The 18,489-nt window shown below is 68.4% G+C and carries 20 protein-coding genes; 4 read left to right on the top strand and 16 right to left on the bottom strand.

The annotated features are described in order from the left end of the window. Window positions 1-30: 30 nt before the first annotated feature. The 3 genes from V2L32_RS02930 to V2L32_RS02920 form a co-directional block, all read right to left on the bottom strand. Complete coding sequence (locus V2L32_RS02930; RefSeq protein ID WP_331234958.1) at window positions 31-159, bottom strand: hypothetical protein; 129 nt, start codon at window positions 157-159, stop codon at window positions 31-33. Between the two features lie 110 nt (window positions 160-269). Then, window positions 270-1,346, bottom strand: a complete 1,077-nt coding sequence (locus tag V2L32_RS02925) for an archaeosine biosynthesis radical SAM protein RaSEA (RefSeq protein WP_331234956.1) — start codon at window positions 1,344-1,346, stop codon at window positions 270-272. 81 nt (window positions 1,347-1,427) lie between these two features. After that, a complete protein-coding gene (locus tag V2L32_RS02920; RefSeq protein WP_331234954.1) occupies window positions 1,428-1,778 on the bottom strand; it encodes a hypothetical protein in 351 nt (116 codons plus the stop codon). Window positions 1,779-1,928: 150 nt separating this feature from the next. Between V2L32_RS02920 and V2L32_RS02915 the strand changes: the two genes are divergently transcribed. Continuing rightward, window positions 1,929-3,854: an aldehyde ferredoxin oxidoreductase family protein gene (locus tag V2L32_RS02915; protein ID WP_331234952.1), complete on the top strand. Its 1,926-nt coding sequence runs from the start codon at window positions 1,929-1,931 to the stop codon at window positions 3,852-3,854. 11 nt (window positions 3,855-3,865) lie between these two features. Here V2L32_RS02915 and V2L32_RS02910 read toward each other — a convergent pair whose 3' ends face one another. Further along, window positions 3,866-5,671, bottom strand: coding sequence for a DEAD/DEAH box helicase (locus V2L32_RS02910; protein ID WP_331234951.1), 1,806 nt, complete (start codon window positions 5,669-5,671; stop codon window positions 3,866-3,868). An 82-nt stretch (window positions 5,672-5,753) separates the two neighbouring features. Here V2L32_RS02910 and V2L32_RS02905 point away from each other — a divergent pair, with 82 nt between their 5' ends. After that, window positions 5,754-7,160, top strand: coding sequence for an aspartate aminotransferase family protein (locus V2L32_RS02905; RefSeq protein ID WP_331234949.1), 1,407 nt, complete (start codon window positions 5,754-5,756; stop codon window positions 7,158-7,160). On the opposite strand, the gene V2L32_RS02900 is transcribed toward V2L32_RS02905, so the two are convergent. Genes V2L32_RS02900 through V2L32_RS02890 form a run of 3 tightly spaced genes read right to left on the bottom strand, consistent with a single transcriptional unit; the run spans window position 7,147 to window position 8,053 of the window. After that, window positions 7,147-7,512: a hypothetical protein gene (locus V2L32_RS02900; RefSeq protein ID WP_331234948.1), complete on the bottom strand. Its 366-nt coding sequence runs from the start codon at window positions 7,510-7,512 to the stop codon at window positions 7,147-7,149. The genes V2L32_RS02905 and V2L32_RS02900 overlap by 14 nt on opposite strands. Beyond that, window positions 7,512-7,772 carry a hypothetical protein gene (locus V2L32_RS02895; RefSeq protein ID WP_331234947.1) on the bottom strand — a complete coding sequence of 87 codons (261 nt, stop codon included), beginning with the start codon at window positions 7,770-7,772 and terminating at the stop codon, window positions 7,512-7,514. The genes V2L32_RS02900 and V2L32_RS02895 overlap by 1 nt, the downstream gene beginning before the upstream one ends. Continuing rightward, window positions 7,769-8,053 (bottom strand): ubiquitin-like small modifier protein 1, encoded by a 285-nt coding sequence (locus V2L32_RS02890; protein WP_331234946.1) that lies wholly within the window; start codon window positions 8,051-8,053, stop codon window positions 7,769-7,771. The genes V2L32_RS02895 and V2L32_RS02890 overlap by 4 nt, the downstream gene beginning before the upstream one ends. 80 nt (window positions 8,054-8,133) lie before the next feature. Here V2L32_RS02890 and V2L32_RS02885 point away from each other — a divergent pair, with 80 nt between their 5' ends. Next, window positions 8,134-9,411, top strand: coding sequence for a glycoside hydrolase family 68 protein (locus V2L32_RS02885; RefSeq protein ID WP_331234945.1), 1,278 nt, complete (start codon window positions 8,134-8,136; stop codon window positions 9,409-9,411). A gap of 77 nt (window positions 9,412-9,488) precedes the next feature. On the opposite strand, the gene V2L32_RS02880 is transcribed toward V2L32_RS02885, so the two are convergent. The 7 genes from V2L32_RS02880 to tgtA all read right to left on the bottom strand — a co-directional run bounded on the left by V2L32_RS02880 (window position 9,489) and on the right by tgtA (window position 17,103). After that, window positions 9,489-10,196 carry a DUF2270 domain-containing protein gene (locus tag V2L32_RS02880; protein WP_331234944.1) on the bottom strand — a complete coding sequence of 236 codons (708 nt, stop codon included), beginning with the start codon at window positions 10,194-10,196 and terminating at the stop codon, window positions 9,489-9,491. Between the two features lie 100 nt (window positions 10,197-10,296). Beyond that, window positions 10,297-12,357, bottom strand: coding sequence for a glycoside hydrolase family 32 protein (locus tag V2L32_RS02875; RefSeq protein WP_331234943.1), 2,061 nt, complete (start codon window positions 12,355-12,357; stop codon window positions 10,297-10,299). A 36-nt stretch (window positions 12,358-12,393) separates the two neighbouring features. Further along, entirely contained in the window at window positions 12,394-12,858 is a 465-nt protein-coding gene (locus tag V2L32_RS02870) for a hypothetical protein (RefSeq protein ID WP_331234942.1), read from the bottom strand. A gap of 2 nt (window positions 12,859-12,860) precedes the next feature. Then, on the bottom strand, window positions 12,861-13,241 hold the full coding sequence (locus V2L32_RS02865; RefSeq protein ID WP_331234941.1) for a hypothetical protein: 381 nt from the start codon (window positions 13,239-13,241) through the stop codon (window positions 12,861-12,863). Between the two features lie 39 nt (window positions 13,242-13,280). Further along, entirely contained in the window at window positions 13,281-13,796 is a 516-nt protein-coding gene (locus V2L32_RS02860) for a redoxin domain-containing protein (RefSeq protein ID WP_331234940.1), read from the bottom strand. Between the two features lie 47 nt (window positions 13,797-13,843). Continuing rightward, window positions 13,844-15,595, bottom strand: coding sequence for an archaeosine synthase subunit alpha (gene arcS / locus V2L32_RS02855; protein ID WP_331234939.1), 1,752 nt, complete (start codon window positions 15,593-15,595; stop codon window positions 13,844-13,846). Beyond that, window positions 15,592-17,103, bottom strand: a complete 1,512-nt coding sequence (gene tgtA / locus V2L32_RS02850) for a tRNA guanosine(15) transglycosylase TgtA (RefSeq protein WP_331234938.1) — start codon at window positions 17,101-17,103, stop codon at window positions 15,592-15,594. The genes arcS and tgtA overlap by 4 nt, the downstream gene beginning before the upstream one ends. Before the next feature lie 264 nt (window positions 17,104-17,367). Between tgtA and V2L32_RS02845 the strand changes: the two genes are divergently transcribed. Then, complete coding sequence (locus V2L32_RS02845) at window positions 17,368-17,550, top strand: hypothetical protein (protein ID WP_331234936.1); 183 nt, start codon at window positions 17,368-17,370, stop codon at window positions 17,548-17,550. 61 nt (window positions 17,551-17,611) lie between these two features. Here V2L32_RS02845 and V2L32_RS02840 read toward each other — a convergent pair whose 3' ends face one another. Continuing rightward, window positions 17,612-17,839, bottom strand: coding sequence for a DUF7511 domain-containing protein (locus tag V2L32_RS02840; RefSeq protein WP_331234935.1), 228 nt, complete (start codon window positions 17,837-17,839; stop codon window positions 17,612-17,614). Window positions 17,840-17,936: 97 nt separating this feature from the next. Then, the gene (locus tag V2L32_RS02835) at window positions 17,937-18,485 is read right to left on the bottom strand and encodes an NUDIX hydrolase (protein ID WP_331234934.1); all 549 of its coding nucleotides are present in this window, start codon (window positions 18,483-18,485) and stop codon (window positions 17,937-17,939) included. Window positions 18,486-18,489: the final 4 nt, after the last annotated feature.

The raw sequence follows: 18,489 nt of genomic DNA, 5'->3' as shown, positions 1-18,489 counted from the left end.
CGTCCGTGGGCGCGAACGACGCCGGTCGAGCTACCTGCGGACCTCGACGGGCGAGTCGGTCGCGAGCCACTGCGTGTGGTCCTCGGTGTTCCGGATGAGGAACCACCCGTTCGAGCGGACGACGGGTTCGTCTGTTGCGTTCGATGACTCGTCTGGCATTGTCTGCCTGGTATCGGCGACTCACTCTACAGCCAGGGGGTACTTCGTTAATGACCGTAGTAAACCGGGTATGTGCCGCTTAATCCGCTCGGATTACCGATGTGAGTGCCCTACCGCGCGAGCGGTGCGTTGTAGGCAGTCTCGTGGGCCATCACCGTCTCCCAGGTCGCCTCACACGCACAGGAGACCTGCTCGAAGACCCTCGGCTCCTGTCGCAGATCGAAGTCCTTGATCGCTCGCTGCACCCGGTCGTCACACTCCCCACAGTTGTGCGGGCCGCGCTCGGAGCCGTGGCCGACCGGGTCCGAGATCACCAGCGCGTCGATGTCCGCCGTCTCGCGGAGGACGTGTGCGACCGACCAGAGCCACGGCGGACGATAGCCGCCGTGGAAGAAGAGTTCGTCGACCATCGTGTAGCGCTGGACGTTACACGGGTTCATCGAGACGGTGTGACAGCCCTCGACCGCGGCACACCGCTCGACCGAGGAGATCATGTCGGAGACCGCCTCCGGTTCGGTGAGAAACGGCGGCTTCAGCAGGAGATACGCCTTCACGCCCGCGCCGATGGCGGCCGCCTCGGCACAGGCCGCCTCGAAGTCGGCGAACGCGAAGTACTTGTTAACGCAGTCGCGTCTGACCCGGTCGGTCGCGGTCTCGAGACCGATCGCGACGTCCGTCTCCAGTCCTCTCTCCCTGAAGTCCGCGAGCCGGTCGCGCTCGACGAAGTCGGGGAGGCTCTCGACGACGATTCGCTCGCGCTCTGCGAACGTCTCCGCGATCGCCGCTCGCGTCTCCGCTGGCACCTCCCGCTCGTCGAGGAAGCTCCCGGAGGTGTAGATCTTCACGAGGTCGCAGGATCCGTCCGCCTGTTCCGCCTCGTGATCGAGACAGACGTCGATCTGGTCCACGAGCGCCTCGTGGCTCACGCTACCGCCCTCGACCGACTCGGCGACGTAGCCGCACATCGTACAGCCGCCCGCACGCGCCCACCGGCAGCCGCCGGTGTTGAGGATGATCGTGAGGCTCTCGCGGACGCCGTCGGGCGTGTTGTCCTCGTCGACCCAGACCCGCGTCGGCTCGTGCGGGTCGTAGGTACGGTCTTTCTCCGCGCGGATCCCACGCATCACCGCGTTGTGCGCGTCCATCCCGCGTCCCTGCTCGTAGACCTCGGGACTCGGCTCACTCATTGGGAGCGGTAGCCGACCGCGGGCTAAAGCGGCTTCGTCTCGTCCGGTCGGCGTACACACACGATCTAACGTCGGGGCCGATCAGGGGCTCTCGTCCTGTACCTCGACGATCTCGGCCTGCTCGACGAACTCCTGCTCGCCGCCCATCCGGATCTGGAGCGTCCGTCCGGGGAGATCCGGATCGTCGCTCTCGGCCGGTTCCTGCGGGACCGACACCGCGTTGACGCCGCCGATCGAGACGCTCCGCCGCTGGATCGGATCGCCGTCGTGCTCGACGGTCTCCCAGGTTTCGGCCTCGAAGCCCTTGGCGTCGCTCCCGAAGTACTCCTCGGTCTCCTTGTCGACGGCGTCTTCGGTCTGGGACTCGCCCGCGGTTCGGTTGTCGTCGAAGTCGACCTCCTCGCGTTTGAACTGGTGGAGATGAACGAGCATCGGTTTCTCGTGGGACGCGAAAGTAACTAAAGATAGTGCAGGAACGTGCCGCCCGTGGCGGGTTCGACGCGACTCCGAAACCGATACTGGTTACCCCCGGTCGACAAGAACTAACGCACTCGGGAGCCAAGTAACACGCGTACATTAACCATGACAGACTTAGGCGGTTTTCACGACCACGTCGCCCGGGTGAACCTCACCGACGGCGACGTAGGGTACGAGTCGATCCCCGACGAGGACGCGGAGAAGTACATCGGCGCGCGCGGCCTCGGCGTGAAGTACGTCTTCGACCAGGGTCCCGACGTCGACCCGATGGGCGAGGAGAACCTACTGGCGTTCATGAACGGTCCACTGACGGGCACGCAGGTGGTGATGAGCGGCCGGATCGCGGTCTGCACCAAGTCGCCGCTCACCGGCACCGTCACCGACAGCCACCACGGCGGCTGGTCCGGCGCCCGGCTCAAGTGGGCCGGCTTCGACGGCCTGCTGTTCGAGGGCAGGTCCGAGGACCCGGTCTACGCCTACGTCGAGGACGGCGAACTCGAACTGCGCGACGCCTCACATCTCTGGGGGAAGGGCGTCCACGAGACGCGCGAGATAATCGAGGAGGAGGTCGACGGCGCCTACGGGAAGAACCTCTCGCACATGGCAATCGGCCCAGGCGGCGAGAACGGCGTGCGCTACGCCTGCATCATGAACGAGGACGACCGCGCCTCGGGTCGCGGCGGCACCGGCTGCGTGATGGGCTCGAAGAACCTGAAGGCGGTCGTCGTCAAGTCCACGACGAAGATGCCCAAACCCGCCGACCAGGAGACGTTCATGGAGGGCCACCAGCAGGCGATGTCGGTGATTCAGGAGTCGGACGTCACCGCGCCGAACGAGGGCGGGCTCTCGATGTACGGGACGAACGTGCTGATGAACATCACCGAGGAGATGGACGGCCTCCCCACCAGGAACGCCAAGTACACCTCGACGCGCAGCGCACGCGAGGACGGCTGGAACGACTCGATCGACGCCGAGGAGGTGTCGGGGGAGAACGTCCGTGAGAACATCCTCGTCGACGAGCCGACCTGTCACTCCTGTCCGGTCGCCTGCAAGAAGGAGGTCGAGGTGCAGACGATGCACAAGGGCGAGGAGATGAACGTCCGGATGGAGTCCTACGAGTACGAGTCCGCCTTCGCGCTGGGGCCGAACTCCGGACACACCGAGCGCGACGACATCGCGCTGATGATCGACCGGTGTAACGACGTCGGCGTCGACACGATCGAGGTCGGCAACATGATGGCGATGGCGATGGAGATGACCGAGGAGGGCAAACTCGACGACATCGACGGACTCGAGTGGGGCGACTCCGAGACGATGATCGAGCTCATCGAGAAGATCGGTCACAGGGAGGGCGAGCTCGCGGACCTCCTCGCCGAGGGCGCGAGCCGCGTCGCGGAGATGCGCGACGCCGAGGAGAACTCGCTCGCGGTGAAGGGTCAGACGATCCCCGCCTACGATCCCCGCTGCATGAAGGGGATGGGCATCGCCTACGCGACCAGCAACCGCGGGGCGTGTCACCTGCGCGGGTACACGCCCGCCGCGGAGATCCTCGGAATCCCGGAGAAGGTCGATCCGTACGAGTGGGAGGGCAAAGGCGAGCTGACCGCGCTGTTCCAGGACCTCCACGCGATCAGCGACTCGTTCGACATCTGCAAGTTCAACGCGTTCGCCGAGGGGATCGAGGAGTACGTCCTGCAGTACAACGGCATGACGGGTCTCGACGTCTCGGAGGACGAACTGATGGCGGCCGGCGAGCGCGTCTACAACCTCGAACGCTACTACAACAACCTCGCGGGCTTCGACGGCGCGGACGACTCGCTGCCCGCCCGCTTCCTCGAGGACGGCATCCCCGGTCAGGGTGCCTCGGAAGGCGAGTACTGCGAGCTAGAGGAGATGAAAGAGGAGTACTACGACCACCGTGGCTGGGTCGACGGCGTCGTCAGCGAGGAGAAACTCGAGGAACTGGAGATCGATGTCGGGCCGGGCACGGGCGTCTCCACCGGCGACTCGCCCGCTCCCGCCGACGACTGAACCGGCAACTCTCACTCCGCGATCGCTTCCGCGTCCGCTTCGAGCACGCGAACGCCCTTCGCCTCCAGGTGCCTGAGCTGATCGCGAGCGAACGTCTCCTCACCGGTGCCTCGCGTCGCGAGGACGTACATCCGGGCGGTGCCCGCGGGACGCATCGTCCGGCCGGCGCGCTGGGCGCCCTGCCTGCGCGAGCCGCCGAGACCGGAGGCGACGATGGCGACCTCCGCGTCGGGGAGATCGATTCCCTCGTCGCCTATCCGGGAGACGATCAACGTGTCTCTCACCCCGGTTCGGAACTCGGAGAAGTAGCGCTCGCGCTTTGCGTGTCGGGTCTCGCCGCTCACGAACGGCACGGAGAGCGCCTCGGCGTACCGTTCGCCCTGATCCAGCCACTCGACGAAGATCAGCGCCTTCTCCTCTGCGTGTTCTGCCCGGATCCGTTCGATCTCCGCCAGCTTCGCCGGGTTCTCCGAGGCGAGTTTGCGTTTCTCGTAGCCCTCCGCCCGCGCGTACGCCTCCTCGGCCCCCTCGTCGAACGGGACGTACCGGATCTCGACCTCGGGCTCGGCGACGAACCCCGCCTCGAACAGCGCCGACCAGTCGGTGCCGATCGCCGGGCCGATCAGCGTGAATATCTCGCGTTCGTCCTCGGACTCCCTGACGGGTGTCGCCGTGAGCCCAAGCCGGTGTTTCGACTGCAACTGCGCGCTCGTCCGGAAGATCGGCGCCGGGATGTGGTGGGCCTCGTCGTAGACGACCAGCCCCCACCGCCGCGAGTCGAACAGTCCCCGATGTCTGTCCATCCCCGCCGTCTGGTAGGTCGCGACCGTCACTGGCCGGATCTCCTTCTCGCCGCCGTGGTACTCGCCGATCTCGTCCTCACCCAGCGAGGTGTGCGAGAGCAGCGACGTCCGCCACTGGCCCGCGAGTTCGCGCGACGGGACGAGGATCAGCGTTTCCCCCCCGACGGCCTCCATCGCGCCCATCGCGGCGACGGTCTTCCCGCTGCCCGGCGGGCCGACGAGCACGCCCGATCCCTGCTCCGAGAACCGCTCGACCCAGTCGCGCTGGTACTCCCGGAGCGGGAGCGAGAGCGAGAGCGAGAGCGCGTCGCCGGGGTCTAGCTCCCGGTCGTCGCGGACGGGGTAACCCTCCTCGTAGAGGATCCGTTTGATCTCGGCCTCCGAGCCCTCGCGAACCCAGCTCTCGGTGTCGGAGATCGGCGCGTGGAGCTGGTCCTCGTCGAGCACCCGGCGGGCGACGTTGCCCATCAGGCTCTCGCTGTCGGCTTCGAGCACCGTGTAGCCGTCGTCGTGCGTCCGAAGGGCGAACTGGCGAGCGCGCTTGTACTGGCGTTCGATCCACTCCTCGAGGTGAGGAGAACGCTCGCCGAGGACGTCTCGTACGGTCGAGCGCAGCGAGTCGAAGTCGTCGTGGGGCGCGCCCCAGACGTCCTCTTCGCGGATCCGGTAGAGGTAGTCACCCGAGCGGTTCGTGTCCACGAGGTAGGCGAAGCCGGCCAGCCGAGCACGGGTGAACTGCGTCGGGTGGGAGACGATCACCTCCCGGCGTTCGGGGAAGACGACGACCCGTTCGCGCTCGACCTGCGAGTCCCAGCCGGCGGGGTAGAAGACGACCGGGTCGGTCTCGACCGCGCGGCGGCCGACCCGGCCCGCCTCGACGAGCGTCGAGAGCGCGCGGTCGGCCTCCTCCTGGGTGCAGCCGACTGCGCGGGCCACCTCGCTCGCGGTCGCAACGGGCGTCCGGAGCGCCTGGAGGGCGTCGTGGAAGTCGTCGGCGGAGAGGTCGTCGGTCACGACTCATCTACCGGTCTGAGCGACAAACGGCTTTCTACTCGGTCGACGCAAACGCCTATACCGTGGACTGAGAAGGTGAGACATGGCTACAGGGCCGCCGATAGACGAACTCCACATCGACGAGGCGCCGCACGTCGAGACGCCGTTCCCGGGGCCGAGGGCGCAGAAACTGCTCGACCGCCAGCGCGAGATCGACTCGAACGCCGTCGCCTACCCGCGGGCGGTCCCGCTCGTCCCGGACGAAGCGCGGGGCGCGACGGTCCGCGACGTCGACGGCAACGTCTTCCTCGACTTCTTCGCGGGCATCGGCGTGCTCAACGTGGGCCACTCGAACCCCTACGTACTGGAAGGGGTCCGCGAGCAGACCGACAAACTGGTCCACACGATCGACTTCCCGACCGAGGCGAGGATCGAGTTCATCGAGACGCTCGACCGGATCCTCCCGTCGGGACTGCGCGGTCGGAACCGCGTGGTCTTCGGCGGGCCGAGCGGGAGCGACGCGATCGAGGCGTCGATCAAACTCGCGAAGGCGAACACCGGCGGACGGGGACTGCTCGCCTTCCACGGGGCGTACCACGGCGGCACCTCCGGCGCGATGAGCCTCACGGGCGGCGTGAAGTACAAGGAGAACTACACCCCGCTGCTGCCCGACGTGGTCCACGTGCCGTACCCGTATCCCGTCAGGGAGGAGGGCGGCGGCGACGCGGGGGCGGTCTGCCCCCGGGAGGACTGCTGTGGCGAGATGAGCTGTGCCCGGTCACTCGAGGCGGTTCGTACCGCCGTCGAAGATCCCTACAGCGGGCTCGCGAACCCGGCGGGGATCTGGGTCGAGCCGATCCAGGGCGAGGGCGGCGTCGTCGTTCCTCCGGAGGGGTTCCTCCCCGGACTGCGGGAGATCGCCGACGACAACGGGCTCCCGCTGATCACCGACGAGATACAGGTCGGCTTCGGGCGCACCGGCGAGTGGTTCGCCTCCGATCACTGGGACGTGACCCCCGACGCGATGCCGCTCGCGAAAGGGATCGGGGGTGCGGGTCTCCCGCTCGGCGCGCTCGCGTACCACGAGGACCTCGACACCTGGGGGCCGGGTGGTCACGTCGGCACGTTCAGGGGGAACGTCCCGGCGATGGTCGGCGGCGTGCGGGCGATCGAGTACATCGAGGAACACGGCCTGCTCGCCCACGCCCGGGAGCTCGGCGAGTACATCCGCTCGCGTCTCCGCGAGACGGGGGAGACGACCCCGGGACTGATCGAGGTGCGCGGGAAGGGCCTGCTGATCGGCGCGGAGTTCGCGACCGAGGGTGGGGATCCCGATCCCGAGACGGTGAAGGGGGTACGGAGGTACTGCTACGAGCGGGGCGTGCTCGTCTGGACCGCGGGACGTAACGACGAGGTGCTCAGGCTCCTCCCCCCGCTCGTGATGACCCGCGAGCAGGCCGAGACGGGCCTCGACGTGATCTGCGAGGCGATCGAGGCTACCGGTCGATAAGGAGCGGCTCCCTGATCTCGAGGGCGGCATCGAACTCCTCGCGACGATCCCGACGCGAGCCGATCCGGCGGAGCTGTTCGGCGTGGGCGCGTCTCACCGCGTCGGTCTCGCGTCGGTCGAACGAGAGCACCTCACCGAGCGCCTCCCAGTGACCTGTCTCGACGAAGAAGCAGACGGAGTCGTCGGTCTCGCAGGCGAGTTCGTACCGCCGACGGTAGTCGGGGAGCTCCTCCGAGAGGTGGTCGTTCGCCCGACGGACGAGCGGTGGGAGGCGCTCGCCGGGGACGCTCGCCTTCGCCGCGGCGAGTAAGAGCACTTGACCCTCGATGGGACCGACGTCGGTACCGCCCATCACCCACCCGCGCGCATCGCCTTCTGGGCGAAGTTCTCGATCAGGTCGTCGAGGGTCTCGGAGTCGCCCTCGAAGACCACCGTCACCTCCGTGAGCGTGAGCGACGGGCCGACCGACGCCGTCTTCGAGGAGAGCCGTGCCTCCCAGCACTCGCCGACGACGTGGTCGTCGTCCCTGGTCTCGCCGCCGAGGTTCTCCAGGTAGTGGCGTGCGAGACGCTGACTGATCCCCCGGAACGATCGCTCTCTGGTCTCGGTCATATCCAACCGCCGGCGACCGGGGGGAACACCGAGAGGGTGTCATCTTCGCCCAGTGCGGTCTCGACGCCGGCCGCGTGGGTCACGTCCCGACCGTTCTTGAGGATAGAGAGCTGGGGTCGGATCGCTCCGTCCTCGAGGAGCTGTCCCTCCAGACCGTCGAACTCCGCCTCGAGGTCGGCGAGGACCTCGCCGACGGTCGCGTCCTCCGCGTACTCGCGCTCGATCGTCTTCTGGCCGACCGCCTCGCGGAAGGTCGCGAAGAACCGGAGTTCGAGGTTCATACGCACACGAGGGTGTGCGAGGTCTAAAATCGGTCGGCGGAGAACGCGACGCTTTACACCTCCGACCGAGTCGTTCGGGTATGAGCGAGGAGTACGTCCCCGGCTTCGGCGCGCCCTCCGGCTGGTCGCGCGAGCAGGCCGCCCGGCTCGAACGCACTCCCGAGACGGTCGCGCCGATCATCTATCCGCCCGAGCGGGACCCTGCCCCACACGTCCACATCTGGGACACCTGGCTGCTCCGGGAGCGCGACGGCTCGATCGCCACGATCGACGGCTGGCGCGTGATCCTCTCGTTGACGGCACCCTCGGACCTCCTGCCCGGCAAACGCCACGACGTCGCCGAGATCCGCGCGTTCGCCTCGCGCGACGGCCGCGAGTGGTACGACGTCGGCCCCGTCTTCGACGGCGGGGCGCTCGGCTCGCGCCAGTGGGCCGGCTCCACCCTCTACGACGGCGGCGATCTCACCGTCTTCTACACCGCCGCGGGCACCGCCGGCGAGCACGACCTCAGCTACGACCAGCAGATCGCGGCGGCGACCGGCGGGCGGATCGAAGCCGGCGAGGATGGGCCCTCGATCGAGGGGCCGTGGGACCACGAGGTGATCCTCGAACCCGACGGCGAGCGCTACGAGACGAACGCCCAGACCCGGGGGATGATCTACACCTTCCGCGACCCCTGGTTCTTCGAGGACGGCGACGAGACGTACCTGCTGTTCGAGGCGAACACGCCGGTTCCCGACAGAACGGGCGCCTGCGACGACCCGGTACAGGAGGAGTTCAACGGGAGTATCGGTCTCGCACGCTCGCCGACCGGCGATCTGAACGACTGGGTGCTGGAGGAGCCGATCGTCGACGCGGTCTGTACGAACCAGGAGCTCGAACGCCCGCACGTGATCGTTCGCGGGGGCACCTACTACCTCTTCGTCTCGAGCCATCGCCACACGTTCGCGCCCGGCCTCACGGGGTTCGACGCGCTCTACGGCTTCGTCGGGGAGTCCCTCCGGGGACCGTACCGCCCGCTCAACGGCTCCGGACTGGTGGCGACGAACCCCGAGAACGCGCCGTACCAGGCGTACTCCTGGCTCGTCTACTCCCACAGGGAGGAGCTACTGTCGACGAGCTTCTTCAACTACTACGACCTCGGTCCGCTCGGCATCGACGACGTCGGGCGGCTCCCCGAGGACGAACAGAAACGCCGGTTCGGCGGCTCGCTCGCGCCGACGCTCCGGATCGGCGTGGAGGGCGACAGTACGGAGATCCTGGGCGCGCTGGATCACGGTCACCTCCCGTTGCCGAGCGAAGACCTTCCGGAGCTCGTGCTCGGAGAGCACTCGGAGGAGGGCTACGGCGCGTTCTGAGACGACTGGATTCGGGGTCTTCGGAGCTACGATGGAGCGAGACGAGGGATCACCGTTGAGGAGAGACGGTTCGAGACTCACTCCTCGGCCTTCCACGTTCCCGGTTCCACGCCGTGGTACTCGCCCTTCGCCTGTCGGGAGGTCGGCCACAGCGTCACGAGCAGGGCGAGGAGGTAGTAGACCACGACGGCGACGACGACGACCACCCCCGGAACCCCGGGGACGGCCGCGGTCTCGAACCACCGTTCGTCCGGAACGAAAAGCGTGATTCGAAACAGCCACGCCACGAGCAGGACGCTCAAGAGCGGGAAGTAGACCCGACGCAGTCGGCGGGTCATCGCCTCCCGGGACGAGACCTTCAGGGTCGGCTTTCGGAGGTCGTCGGCGAGCTCGCTTCGCCACTCCTTGTGAACCGAGCCTTCGGGGTTGAACGCGTTCGCGAAGACGTTCTCCTCGATCATCCGCACCCGGGAACGCGTCGCGTCGAACGAGCGGTACCGTCTGACGTCGAACACGAGGAAGATCGTCAGCGCGAGCATGCCGATCAACAGGAAGTACGGTGGGCTCTCCGGGGAGGCGAACGAGAGCGCGAGCACGGCGGCGATCACGCCGATAGCCCAGTCGATCGTCAGGTCGAGGCGGCTGACGCGGGTCGACATCTGGCCCACCTCTCCCCGGTAATAGTGCGGAAGCAGCGAGAGGAAGTCGGCCGTTTCCCGTCCCGCCTCCGCGGCCACCTCACGGGCCTCCTCCGTCTCGGGGTCGAACGTGTCGTTTCCCTCCATGGACTGTACACGTCGTCAGCGGCCATAGCACCTGCCAGCGACATGGCTGGCAGGATGAGCCGGCCCGAACCCGGTTATCACGGAGTCGACCCGATCCGGCTCACCAGATCGAATCGAGCGGCCAGACCGCCATCGACACGTGCGCCGAACCACCCTCGGCCGAGACGGAGAGCCGATCACCGTCCTCGCGCTCCGGATACACCCGCCCGGTGAGACAGCGCCGCTCGTTCGCGAACAGCTCCACGACTGAGCAGTCGACGAACGCCCTGAGCGTGAGCGGATCGGTCAGGTCCTCCGCCGGGGCGACGACCGGCTCCTCGACCGTGCCCGGTCCCCCTACCCGGCTCCGGTCGATCAGGAGCTCCTCGCCGGTGTAGCGGATCGTCGCCCGTTCGTCGCCGTCCGGCGAGGCGAAGCAGGCGATCTCGATCGATTCGGCGTCACCGAGATCGATATCAACAGTGAGCTCGAGCGAGCGTCCGCGGATCGGGAGTTCGGTTTCGGTACCCGGTTCGACCGCGAGGTCGAACTCGTGGCGTTCGCCCCGTAAGCCCTCCAGTTCCGGGGCGGGACGCTGGCGGAGTTCGCCCCCCTCGACCGAGAGTTCGCGCGGGAGCGAGAGACAGCCGGACCAGCCGGCCTCCCACTGCTCTCGCGCGCCGCGGGCCTCGGGGAGCCACCCCCAGGTGAGGTACCGATCCCCGTCGGCGAGCGATTGCGGGGCGTAGAAGTCGCCGTGGTCGAGCAGTCCGGTCGACTCGCGGTCGAAGCGGCCGCGCTCGGCGTCGAACGAGCCGATGAAGTAGCGCACCTCGTCGTAGTTCGAGACGTGAAGCAGGTCGCGGTCGGCGAACCCGAGCAGCTCCGGACACTCCCACATGTGGCCCTCGCCCGGCTCGCCGGCGAGGATCGGCCCCTGGTACTGCCAGCTGTCGAGGTCCGTGCCCGTGTAGTGGAGGACGACGCCGATGCCCGCGTCGGTGCCCGAACCGATCAGGTGGTGCCAGATCCCCTCTTCGCGCCAGAGCGCGTGGTCGCGGAACTCCGTCTCCCAGTGGTCAGTCGAGAGCAGGGGCGGCTCCTCCGGCGGGAGTCCGATCACCGGGTTCGCCTCGTACTTCTCCCACGTCCGGAGCTCGGGATCGTCGCTCGTCGCGAGGCAGGGCAGCTGTCTCCGCTCCCGCCCGCCGGTGTAGACGAGCGTCGGCGTCCCGTCGTCGTCGACCGCACAGCCCGACCAGCAGCCGTCGCGGTCGGGGCCGTTCGGCGACGGCGTGAGCGCGACCGGTTCGTCCCGCCAGCGGACGAGATCCGTACTGGAGGCGTGACCCCAGTGGATCGTCCCGTGGTGTGGGCCGCCCGGGTTGTACTGGTAGAAGACGTGGTACTGGCCGTTCCAGCGGATCAGACCGTTCGGGTCGTTGAGCCAGTTCGCCGGCGCGGTGAGGTGGTAGCTCGGACGGTGGTGGTCGCCCGCGAGCGTGGCTCGCAGTTCGCCGAGGGCGGGGACGTCCTGGGGCCGCTCCGGGAGCTCCTCCGGTCGTGCGAGACAGTCGATCGCGTTCGAGAGCAGGAGATCTCGTCGCTCGCTGAAGGCGTCCCCGACCGAGACGAACGAACCGATCCCGAGGACCGCTCCCCGGCCGACCCGCCAGACGACAATCGGAAGCTGGCCGTAGGCGTCCCCGCTCCCGCGGGCGGTCGCCGCGAGCGGTTCGCCACGCTCGGGGAGGATCCCTTCGTAGCGGGCGAATGGGGCGTGTTCCGCGGTGAACGCCCGTTCGTCGAACCCCGAGAAGAGCGGGTGGTCGGTGTACCGGGCCTTCGGAAGCGGCCCGGTCGGTTCCTCGTCCACCCCAGTCACGTCCGGCGGGACCGGGTCGACGCCGAGCGCGGCCACCGCCGAGAGCGCGCGTCCGGTCAGCAGGAGGCCACCACCCTCACGCAGGTACGGGAGGAGCCGCTCGCGGTGGGCGTAGAGCTCGTCGGTGATCGCGAGGGGCTCCTCTTGGTGCCACCAGAGCAGGTCGTGGTCGTCGGTCGAGAGCGCGTCGAACGTGACCGGCGTCGTCTTGAACGGGACGTCGGCGTAGACCGCCCGCTGGGCCGGCGAGAGCGCGTCGAGGAAGGGGCAACCGACCGCGGGCGAGGACCGATCCATTCCGAGTAGGTACCGGGGTCGGAGTAAAAAGCCTTCTCAGGCGTCGGCGGCGAGCGCCATCGACCGGATCCTGGCGACGACCTCCGCGACGACCGCCCCCGTGGCGAGCGTCGCGAGCGATACGACCGCGAGCGCGAGCGGCCCCTCGCTCGCGAGGAGGCCGTAGAGAACCACTCGCTCGGGCGAGCCCTCGCCGAGTGCGGTCGACCCGGCGGCGACACCCATCAGGACGCCAGAACAGGCGACGACTAACACGCCGTGGAGCGCCCCCGATCCCGCCGAAGGTGCGGCGAAGTAGCCCGAGAGCGCAACTCCGGCGAGCAGACAGCCCGCGGTCACGGCCACGCCAGTCTCGGGGGTGAGCGGCCCGATCACGGAGAGCCCGACCGCGACGAGCACGACCGAGAGCCCGACCGCGACCGCGCCGCCGTCGACCCAGCGGCGCTCTCGCTCCCCACCTTTCGCCCGCAGCGAACGGCGAAGCTGGGTGTCGCGTCGCATCGCTACCGGTCGCCGAGGCGGATTCCGTCGTCGACGATTCGGGCGTTTCGCTCCCGGTCGAGCGCGTCCGCCAGCTCCTCGTGGTCGTAGAGCTGTTGGATCAGCGCGTACTGGAAGTCACACCAGACCTCCGCGTAGATCGAGGACTGGCCCCACGCGCGCAGTTCGACGATGTAGCCGTCGTACTCCTCCCACCGCTCGGTGAGGCGGTCGAGCACGTCCGCCGCCGCGGCCGCCGCCTCCCCCTCGTCCGATCCGATCGCGTCGTTGATGTACGTCTCGTACTGGGTTATCTCGCGGTCCATCGCCACGACCGCGTCCTCGCTCCCCTCGGGGAGCGCCGAGACGAGCTCCTCCGGCACGACGAGGCTGATCGGCTCCATACCGGGTCAACGGACGCCGACGACAAATAACCGGCCGCCCTACCCCTCGGCCGACGCGATCGCGTCCTCGATCGCCTCCAGGTCGGGAAAGGTGAGCGACTCCTCGGTCTCCCAGGCGTAGACGACCGTGCGATCCGGCGCGATCACGAGCACGACCCGGCCGGTGATCCCCGCGAGCACACCCGACGTTCGGCGGATCCCCAGCTCGTCGGGGAGGTCGGAGGAGAACGTCGAGAGCAACGGATAGGAGAGGTCGTACTCGTCGATAAAGGCGAGCTGTGACCACGGCGTGTCGACGCTCAGCCCGTAGACGGCCGCGTCGAGGTCGGTCAGGTCGTCGATCCAGTCGCGAAGCTCGCAGAGCTCTCGCGTGCAGGTCCGCGAATAGACCCCCGGGAACGTCGCGACGACCACCGGTCCGTGGTCGAGTGCGTCGGCCACCGAGAACGTCTCGACGTCGTCGGAGGTGTACGACCCACGTTCGGCGCGCGCTGCGAGTTCGGGTGTGACCATCGGCAGCGTGAACTCGGGTACCGAATCGCCCGTCTCGATCATGTCCCGACGAGGGACGGAGCGGGTATGAATCCGTCCCTCGCCGAGCGCTACCGCTCCTCGACGTGACGGACGTCGACCGCTACGCCGCGCGTGCTCTCGGCCATCTCCCTGCCGAACATCTCCGCCCGCCCGATCGCGAACGCGCGCGGACCCTCGACGACGACCTCGTCCCCGACCCTGATCTCGGGGTCCGCGTCGAGGACCCCCGGCGCGAGCACCGTCCCGCGCGGGACGAAGCCGTCGATCGCCACCCGTTTCACGGCCACCTCGCTCTCGACCCACCGCCGAGCCCCGGCGAGCGTGAGTGAGAGCGTCCCGTACTGCGGGACCATCGCCGCCAGCTGGTCTCCATCCCGGTCGTGCGCCCGCAGCTTCGGGTAGCGGCTCTCGGTCACGATGTCCGGAAAGAGCGTCTCGCCAGCACCCTCGCCGAACTGGACGTCCGCGAGCGCTTTGACAGTGTTGTGCTGGCGCTCTCGCTTCCGGTACTGGGGCTCGCCGGAGAGCGCCACGCTCAGGCTCGTCAGCGACTCGTCGGTCGTCGGGTGGTCTTCGACGGTGAACTCAGGATCGATCCCGAGCGCCCCCGTCGCGCGTTCGACGATCTCTCTGTACCCCTCCTCCGGGACGTGTGCGATCACTCTCGGGTACTCGTTGCGCGTGAGGTATCGCTCGAGCACCTCGGCGACGAAGCCGATCTCCTCTTCGGACCACCGGCCAGTTACTGCAGAATCGTAGTGCTGGGCGGGGTAGGTACACTCGAGTTCCTGTGGGACGACCCCGATCGGCGAGGTCATCGAGACGACGTGGCCTCTGTACCGGATCGCGTCGTGGAACTGGCCGTGGCTCTGGGAGTCGCTGTAGGGCTTCGTCGCCGAGCAGGGAACGAGGACGAGGGGGGCGTCGAACCGGCTCCGGTATCGAGCGGTCACCCGGTCGGCGAAGCGCTGGATCTCTACCCTGTGCAGGGCGTCCTCGGTCGTCGCGAGCAGTCCGGAGCGACGGTAGATCGGCGTCCGTTCCTCGAGGTAGCCCCACTGCGTGTCGAGCGTCCGGAAGGCCGCCGTCTGCCACGTGCTGTGTCTGACCTGCCCCTCGACGTAGTTCCTCAGAGTTCCCTCCCTGATCCGTGCCCGGACCCTCGCGAGTTCGGCACGTAGGGCGTTCGCGTTGTGCTCCGCGCAGTGCTCGCGGGTGAACTCCGAGATCGGTCTGGCACAGGCTGGACACGGGCACGGGAGTTCCTCAAGATCCGAGAGGAACTGCGCTCCATCGGTCGACAGGTACCGTCCTTCGGTGCCGCGGACGGCCGCGCGGACGGCGTCGACCAGGTCGATCCCGGCGTAGGCGAGCAGCGCGGCGTTCGCGGGCGTCGCGACGCCCGAGAGGTAGAGCGCGGTGTCGGCGGGGGTCGCCTCCTTGAGTTCGAGTATCGTCTCGACGAACGCGCTCGCGTGGCCGACCACGCCCTGGGCCGTCGAGAGCGCGTAGACGTCCGCGCCGTGGTCCCGTGCGGTGCCCGGCGAGACGACCGCGCCGCTCGCGAACTCGGTTTCTGGGTAGTCGACGGCGAACGCCGCCTCGACCTCGGGGTCGGTCCCCGGCGGGAACCCTCTGTGGGGAAGCATCGTGACGTGCTCCTCGCTCCCCTCCGGGTGCTCGTGCTCTGCTTCCCAGAGGCTTCCCGCGTCCCGGAGGACGTTATCGGCGAGCGCCGGTGTCGGGAGCGACTCGGCGAGGCGGAGTTCGCCCAGCCGCGCCGCGCCGTCGCGCTCGTGGACCTCGAAGAACTCGGTCATTGCCCCTTCTCGGCCCCTGTCGCGGAACTATCCGTCGGTTCCGCCCGAGCGCACTCGACACCCTCGGGGAGCCGCGAACGCGCCGAGGCCGGCCAGCCGTCGTGGACGAGCGTGATCTCAAGGTCGGGATGCGCGGTGGACAGCGCCGTGATCCCCTCCGCGGCGGCCTCGTACGCATCCGTGTCGAGTCGGGCGGGGAGCTCCGCGTTGCACGGATAGGTCTCCGTGAGTTCGGGAGGGACGGGACCGAGCGGTGGGCGCAGGGTCCAGACCTCGTCGAACCCTTCCGTACTCGCCGGGGTATCCTCCGCGACCAAGAGGAGCCGATCCGGGACCGAGAGCCGCGAGAGACGGTCGTGGTGTCTCAGCACTTCGGGCCGACGGGCGCTCTCGTCCGAGAGGTAGAAGAAGGCGTCCTTCGAGGCCGGGTCGCTCGCTTCGAGCCACTCCGCGTGCCCTACCAGCGCGCGGTAGCCGTCGAGCATCGTCGGGTGCGCCCGGGCGCGCGTCTCGACGAGTTCGAGCAGGGTGCCGGACCGGATCGCCGCCTTGATCCGTCGGATCTCTGCGAACGAGACGTGGAGGTTGTGCTCGGCGAGCAGCCGTTCCCGGTCGCGGTTCGACCGCTCGCGCAGCGACTCCGGCGTGTGTTCGGTACAGACCGAACAGGCACAGGGAAACTCCGTTAGCTCGTCCAAGTGGCGGGTACCCCGGACCGTGAGATAACGGCCGTCGCGGGCGTAGAGGGCGTAGGCCGCCGAGTCGAAGAGGTCGCAGCCGCAGGCGACCGCGAGCGCGAACAGCATCGGGTGGCCCGCCCCGAAGAGGTGGACCGGGGCGTCCGCACCGAGTCCGCCTTTCGCGGCGGCGACGACCTCGACCACGTCGTCGAACCGGTAGGCGTTCATCAGCGGGACGACCGCGCCGACGGGGAAGACGTCGAGGTCGGTCCCGTAGGCGTGGCGGGCGGCCTCGGTCCGGAGGTCGAGCTGTGTCGAGCCCTGGATCGGCGCGGAGAGAAGCATATCACCCGCGTCGAAGCCCTCCGCCCGCTCAAGACGGTCCTGTGTGATCCGGAGCTCCTCTACGGCCCGCTCGCGGTCGACGTCCGGCGGCGTCGGGATGTCCACCGGAGTTCCGATGTCCGAACCGATCTCGCGCTGGAAGGCGAGGATCTCCTCCGAGGTGACGTCGATCTCGCCGTACTCCGCGAGCTGGAACGAACCCGAGTCGGTCATGATCGCGCCGGGGAAGTCGAGCAGGTCGTGGAGTCCTCTCTCCGTAACCTCCTCGCGCAGGTCGTCGCTGCCGTGGAGGATGTAGGAGTTCGTGATGAGGATCTCCGCGCCGAACTCGTCGGCGAGCCGTCGCGGGGCGACCGTCTGGAGGTGGGGGTTCACCACGGGGAGCAGCGCGGGCGTCTCGACGGTGAGCCCCGCTCGGGGCACCGAGAGCGTGCCGAGGCGTCCGGCGGCGTCCTGTCCGCGTACCTCGAAGATATCGCGCATCGGTCTACGCTCCTCCGGTGGGAGTGTGCGATTCTTTTCCCCTCCGGAGAGAGAGCGTCCCGTCGCACCCCGATGGAGTCCGCGCGGGCAGATCCGCTCCGATACCGTTCATACCGCCCACAGTCACCCCTGACGTGAAAGCGTCTCGTTCCGGCTGCTGCCCGGGTCGACCGTCGCCGTAGCCAGCATCACCCTACGATCGGAGGTGTGGATCGGTCCCCGGCGTGTCGATACGGTTACGCCCGTCGCCCCCGATGTCGCGGTATGGCCGTTGAACCGTGGAAGCTCATGCTGGGGTTGGCGGGTCTCCTCGTCGTGTTCGCGATCGCGGTCTCGGTGCTGGACGCCTCGCCGCTCGGCTCGCTGGTCCTCGTCGCCCTGCTCGTGCCGGCGGTGTTCTTCGGGTACCGACTCGGCAGACGGATCGGACCCGACTCGAACGGGTGAGCCCACCCTCTTCGACCGCGCGCGGACGACGGTCGCAGGCCCGAGACCTCAGCCGTTCGGTCTACCGGACGGCCCCGAGGTCCACGACGGCCTCGAGGTCGACGCTGATCCAGGTCACCAGTCGATCGTCGTCGTCGCAGTCCCGGGGGGAGATCGTACACCGGTCGGCCTCGCCGCTGTAGCGAACCACGTCCGTCCTGAGGGCGCTCGCGGGGTGGTCCGACGATGGCTCCGGTTCGACGCGGGGGCGGGACGACGCGGGATCGGTGGCGTGGGCACGAGTCGTCATCTCTCTCGACGGGACTCCACCCGCCCGGAGCATAACCTCTGCTACGTGACCTGTATAGCGCTCCCGAGCGCTCCTGACCCGTCACCATCGACCCGTCTCATCGACCGGCGAACGCCTCGTAGTACGAGAGCGCGAGTACCGTTCTTCCATCTCTCACTTCGCCCGCGGCGACCGCCTCGCGGAGGTCGGGAAACGTCGTGGTGCTGACGCGGATGCTCTCGTCGAAGTCGAGTCGCTGTTCGGCGCGGTCGCGACAGCCCCGGGCGACGAAGAAGTGCATCACCGAGTCCGCGATACCGTTGGCGGGCTCGACGGTGAGCAAGGGAGAGAGCGACTCCGCTTCGTGGCCCGTCTCCTCGGCCAGCTCGCGACCGGCAGCCGCCTCCAGGTCCGTGTCCCCGGGTTCGACCCCGCCGACCGGGAGACCGTAGCTCACCCGCGAGACGGCCTGTCGCCACTCCTCGATGCAGACCACGTCTCCCTCGGGCGTGAACGGCAGGATACAGACGCTCTCGGGCTCCGAGAGGTAGTCGAACTCCGTCTCTTCCCCGTCGGGTAGTCTGACGTCCTCGGTGACGACGTCGAAGCCGGGACAGCGGTAGGTGATCCGTCGGTCGAGCGTCTCCCAGGCGAGCGGGTCGTCCATGCGG

Source organism: Halalkalicoccus sp. CGA53 (genome assembly GCF_036429475.1).
GTDB classification, from domain to species: Archaea; Halobacteriota; Halobacteria; order Halobacteriales; family Halalkalicoccaceae; genus Natronorarus; species Natronorarus salvus.
Note: the sequence above shows the minus strand (reverse complement) of the source record. Positions and strands in the feature narration are given on the sequence as shown.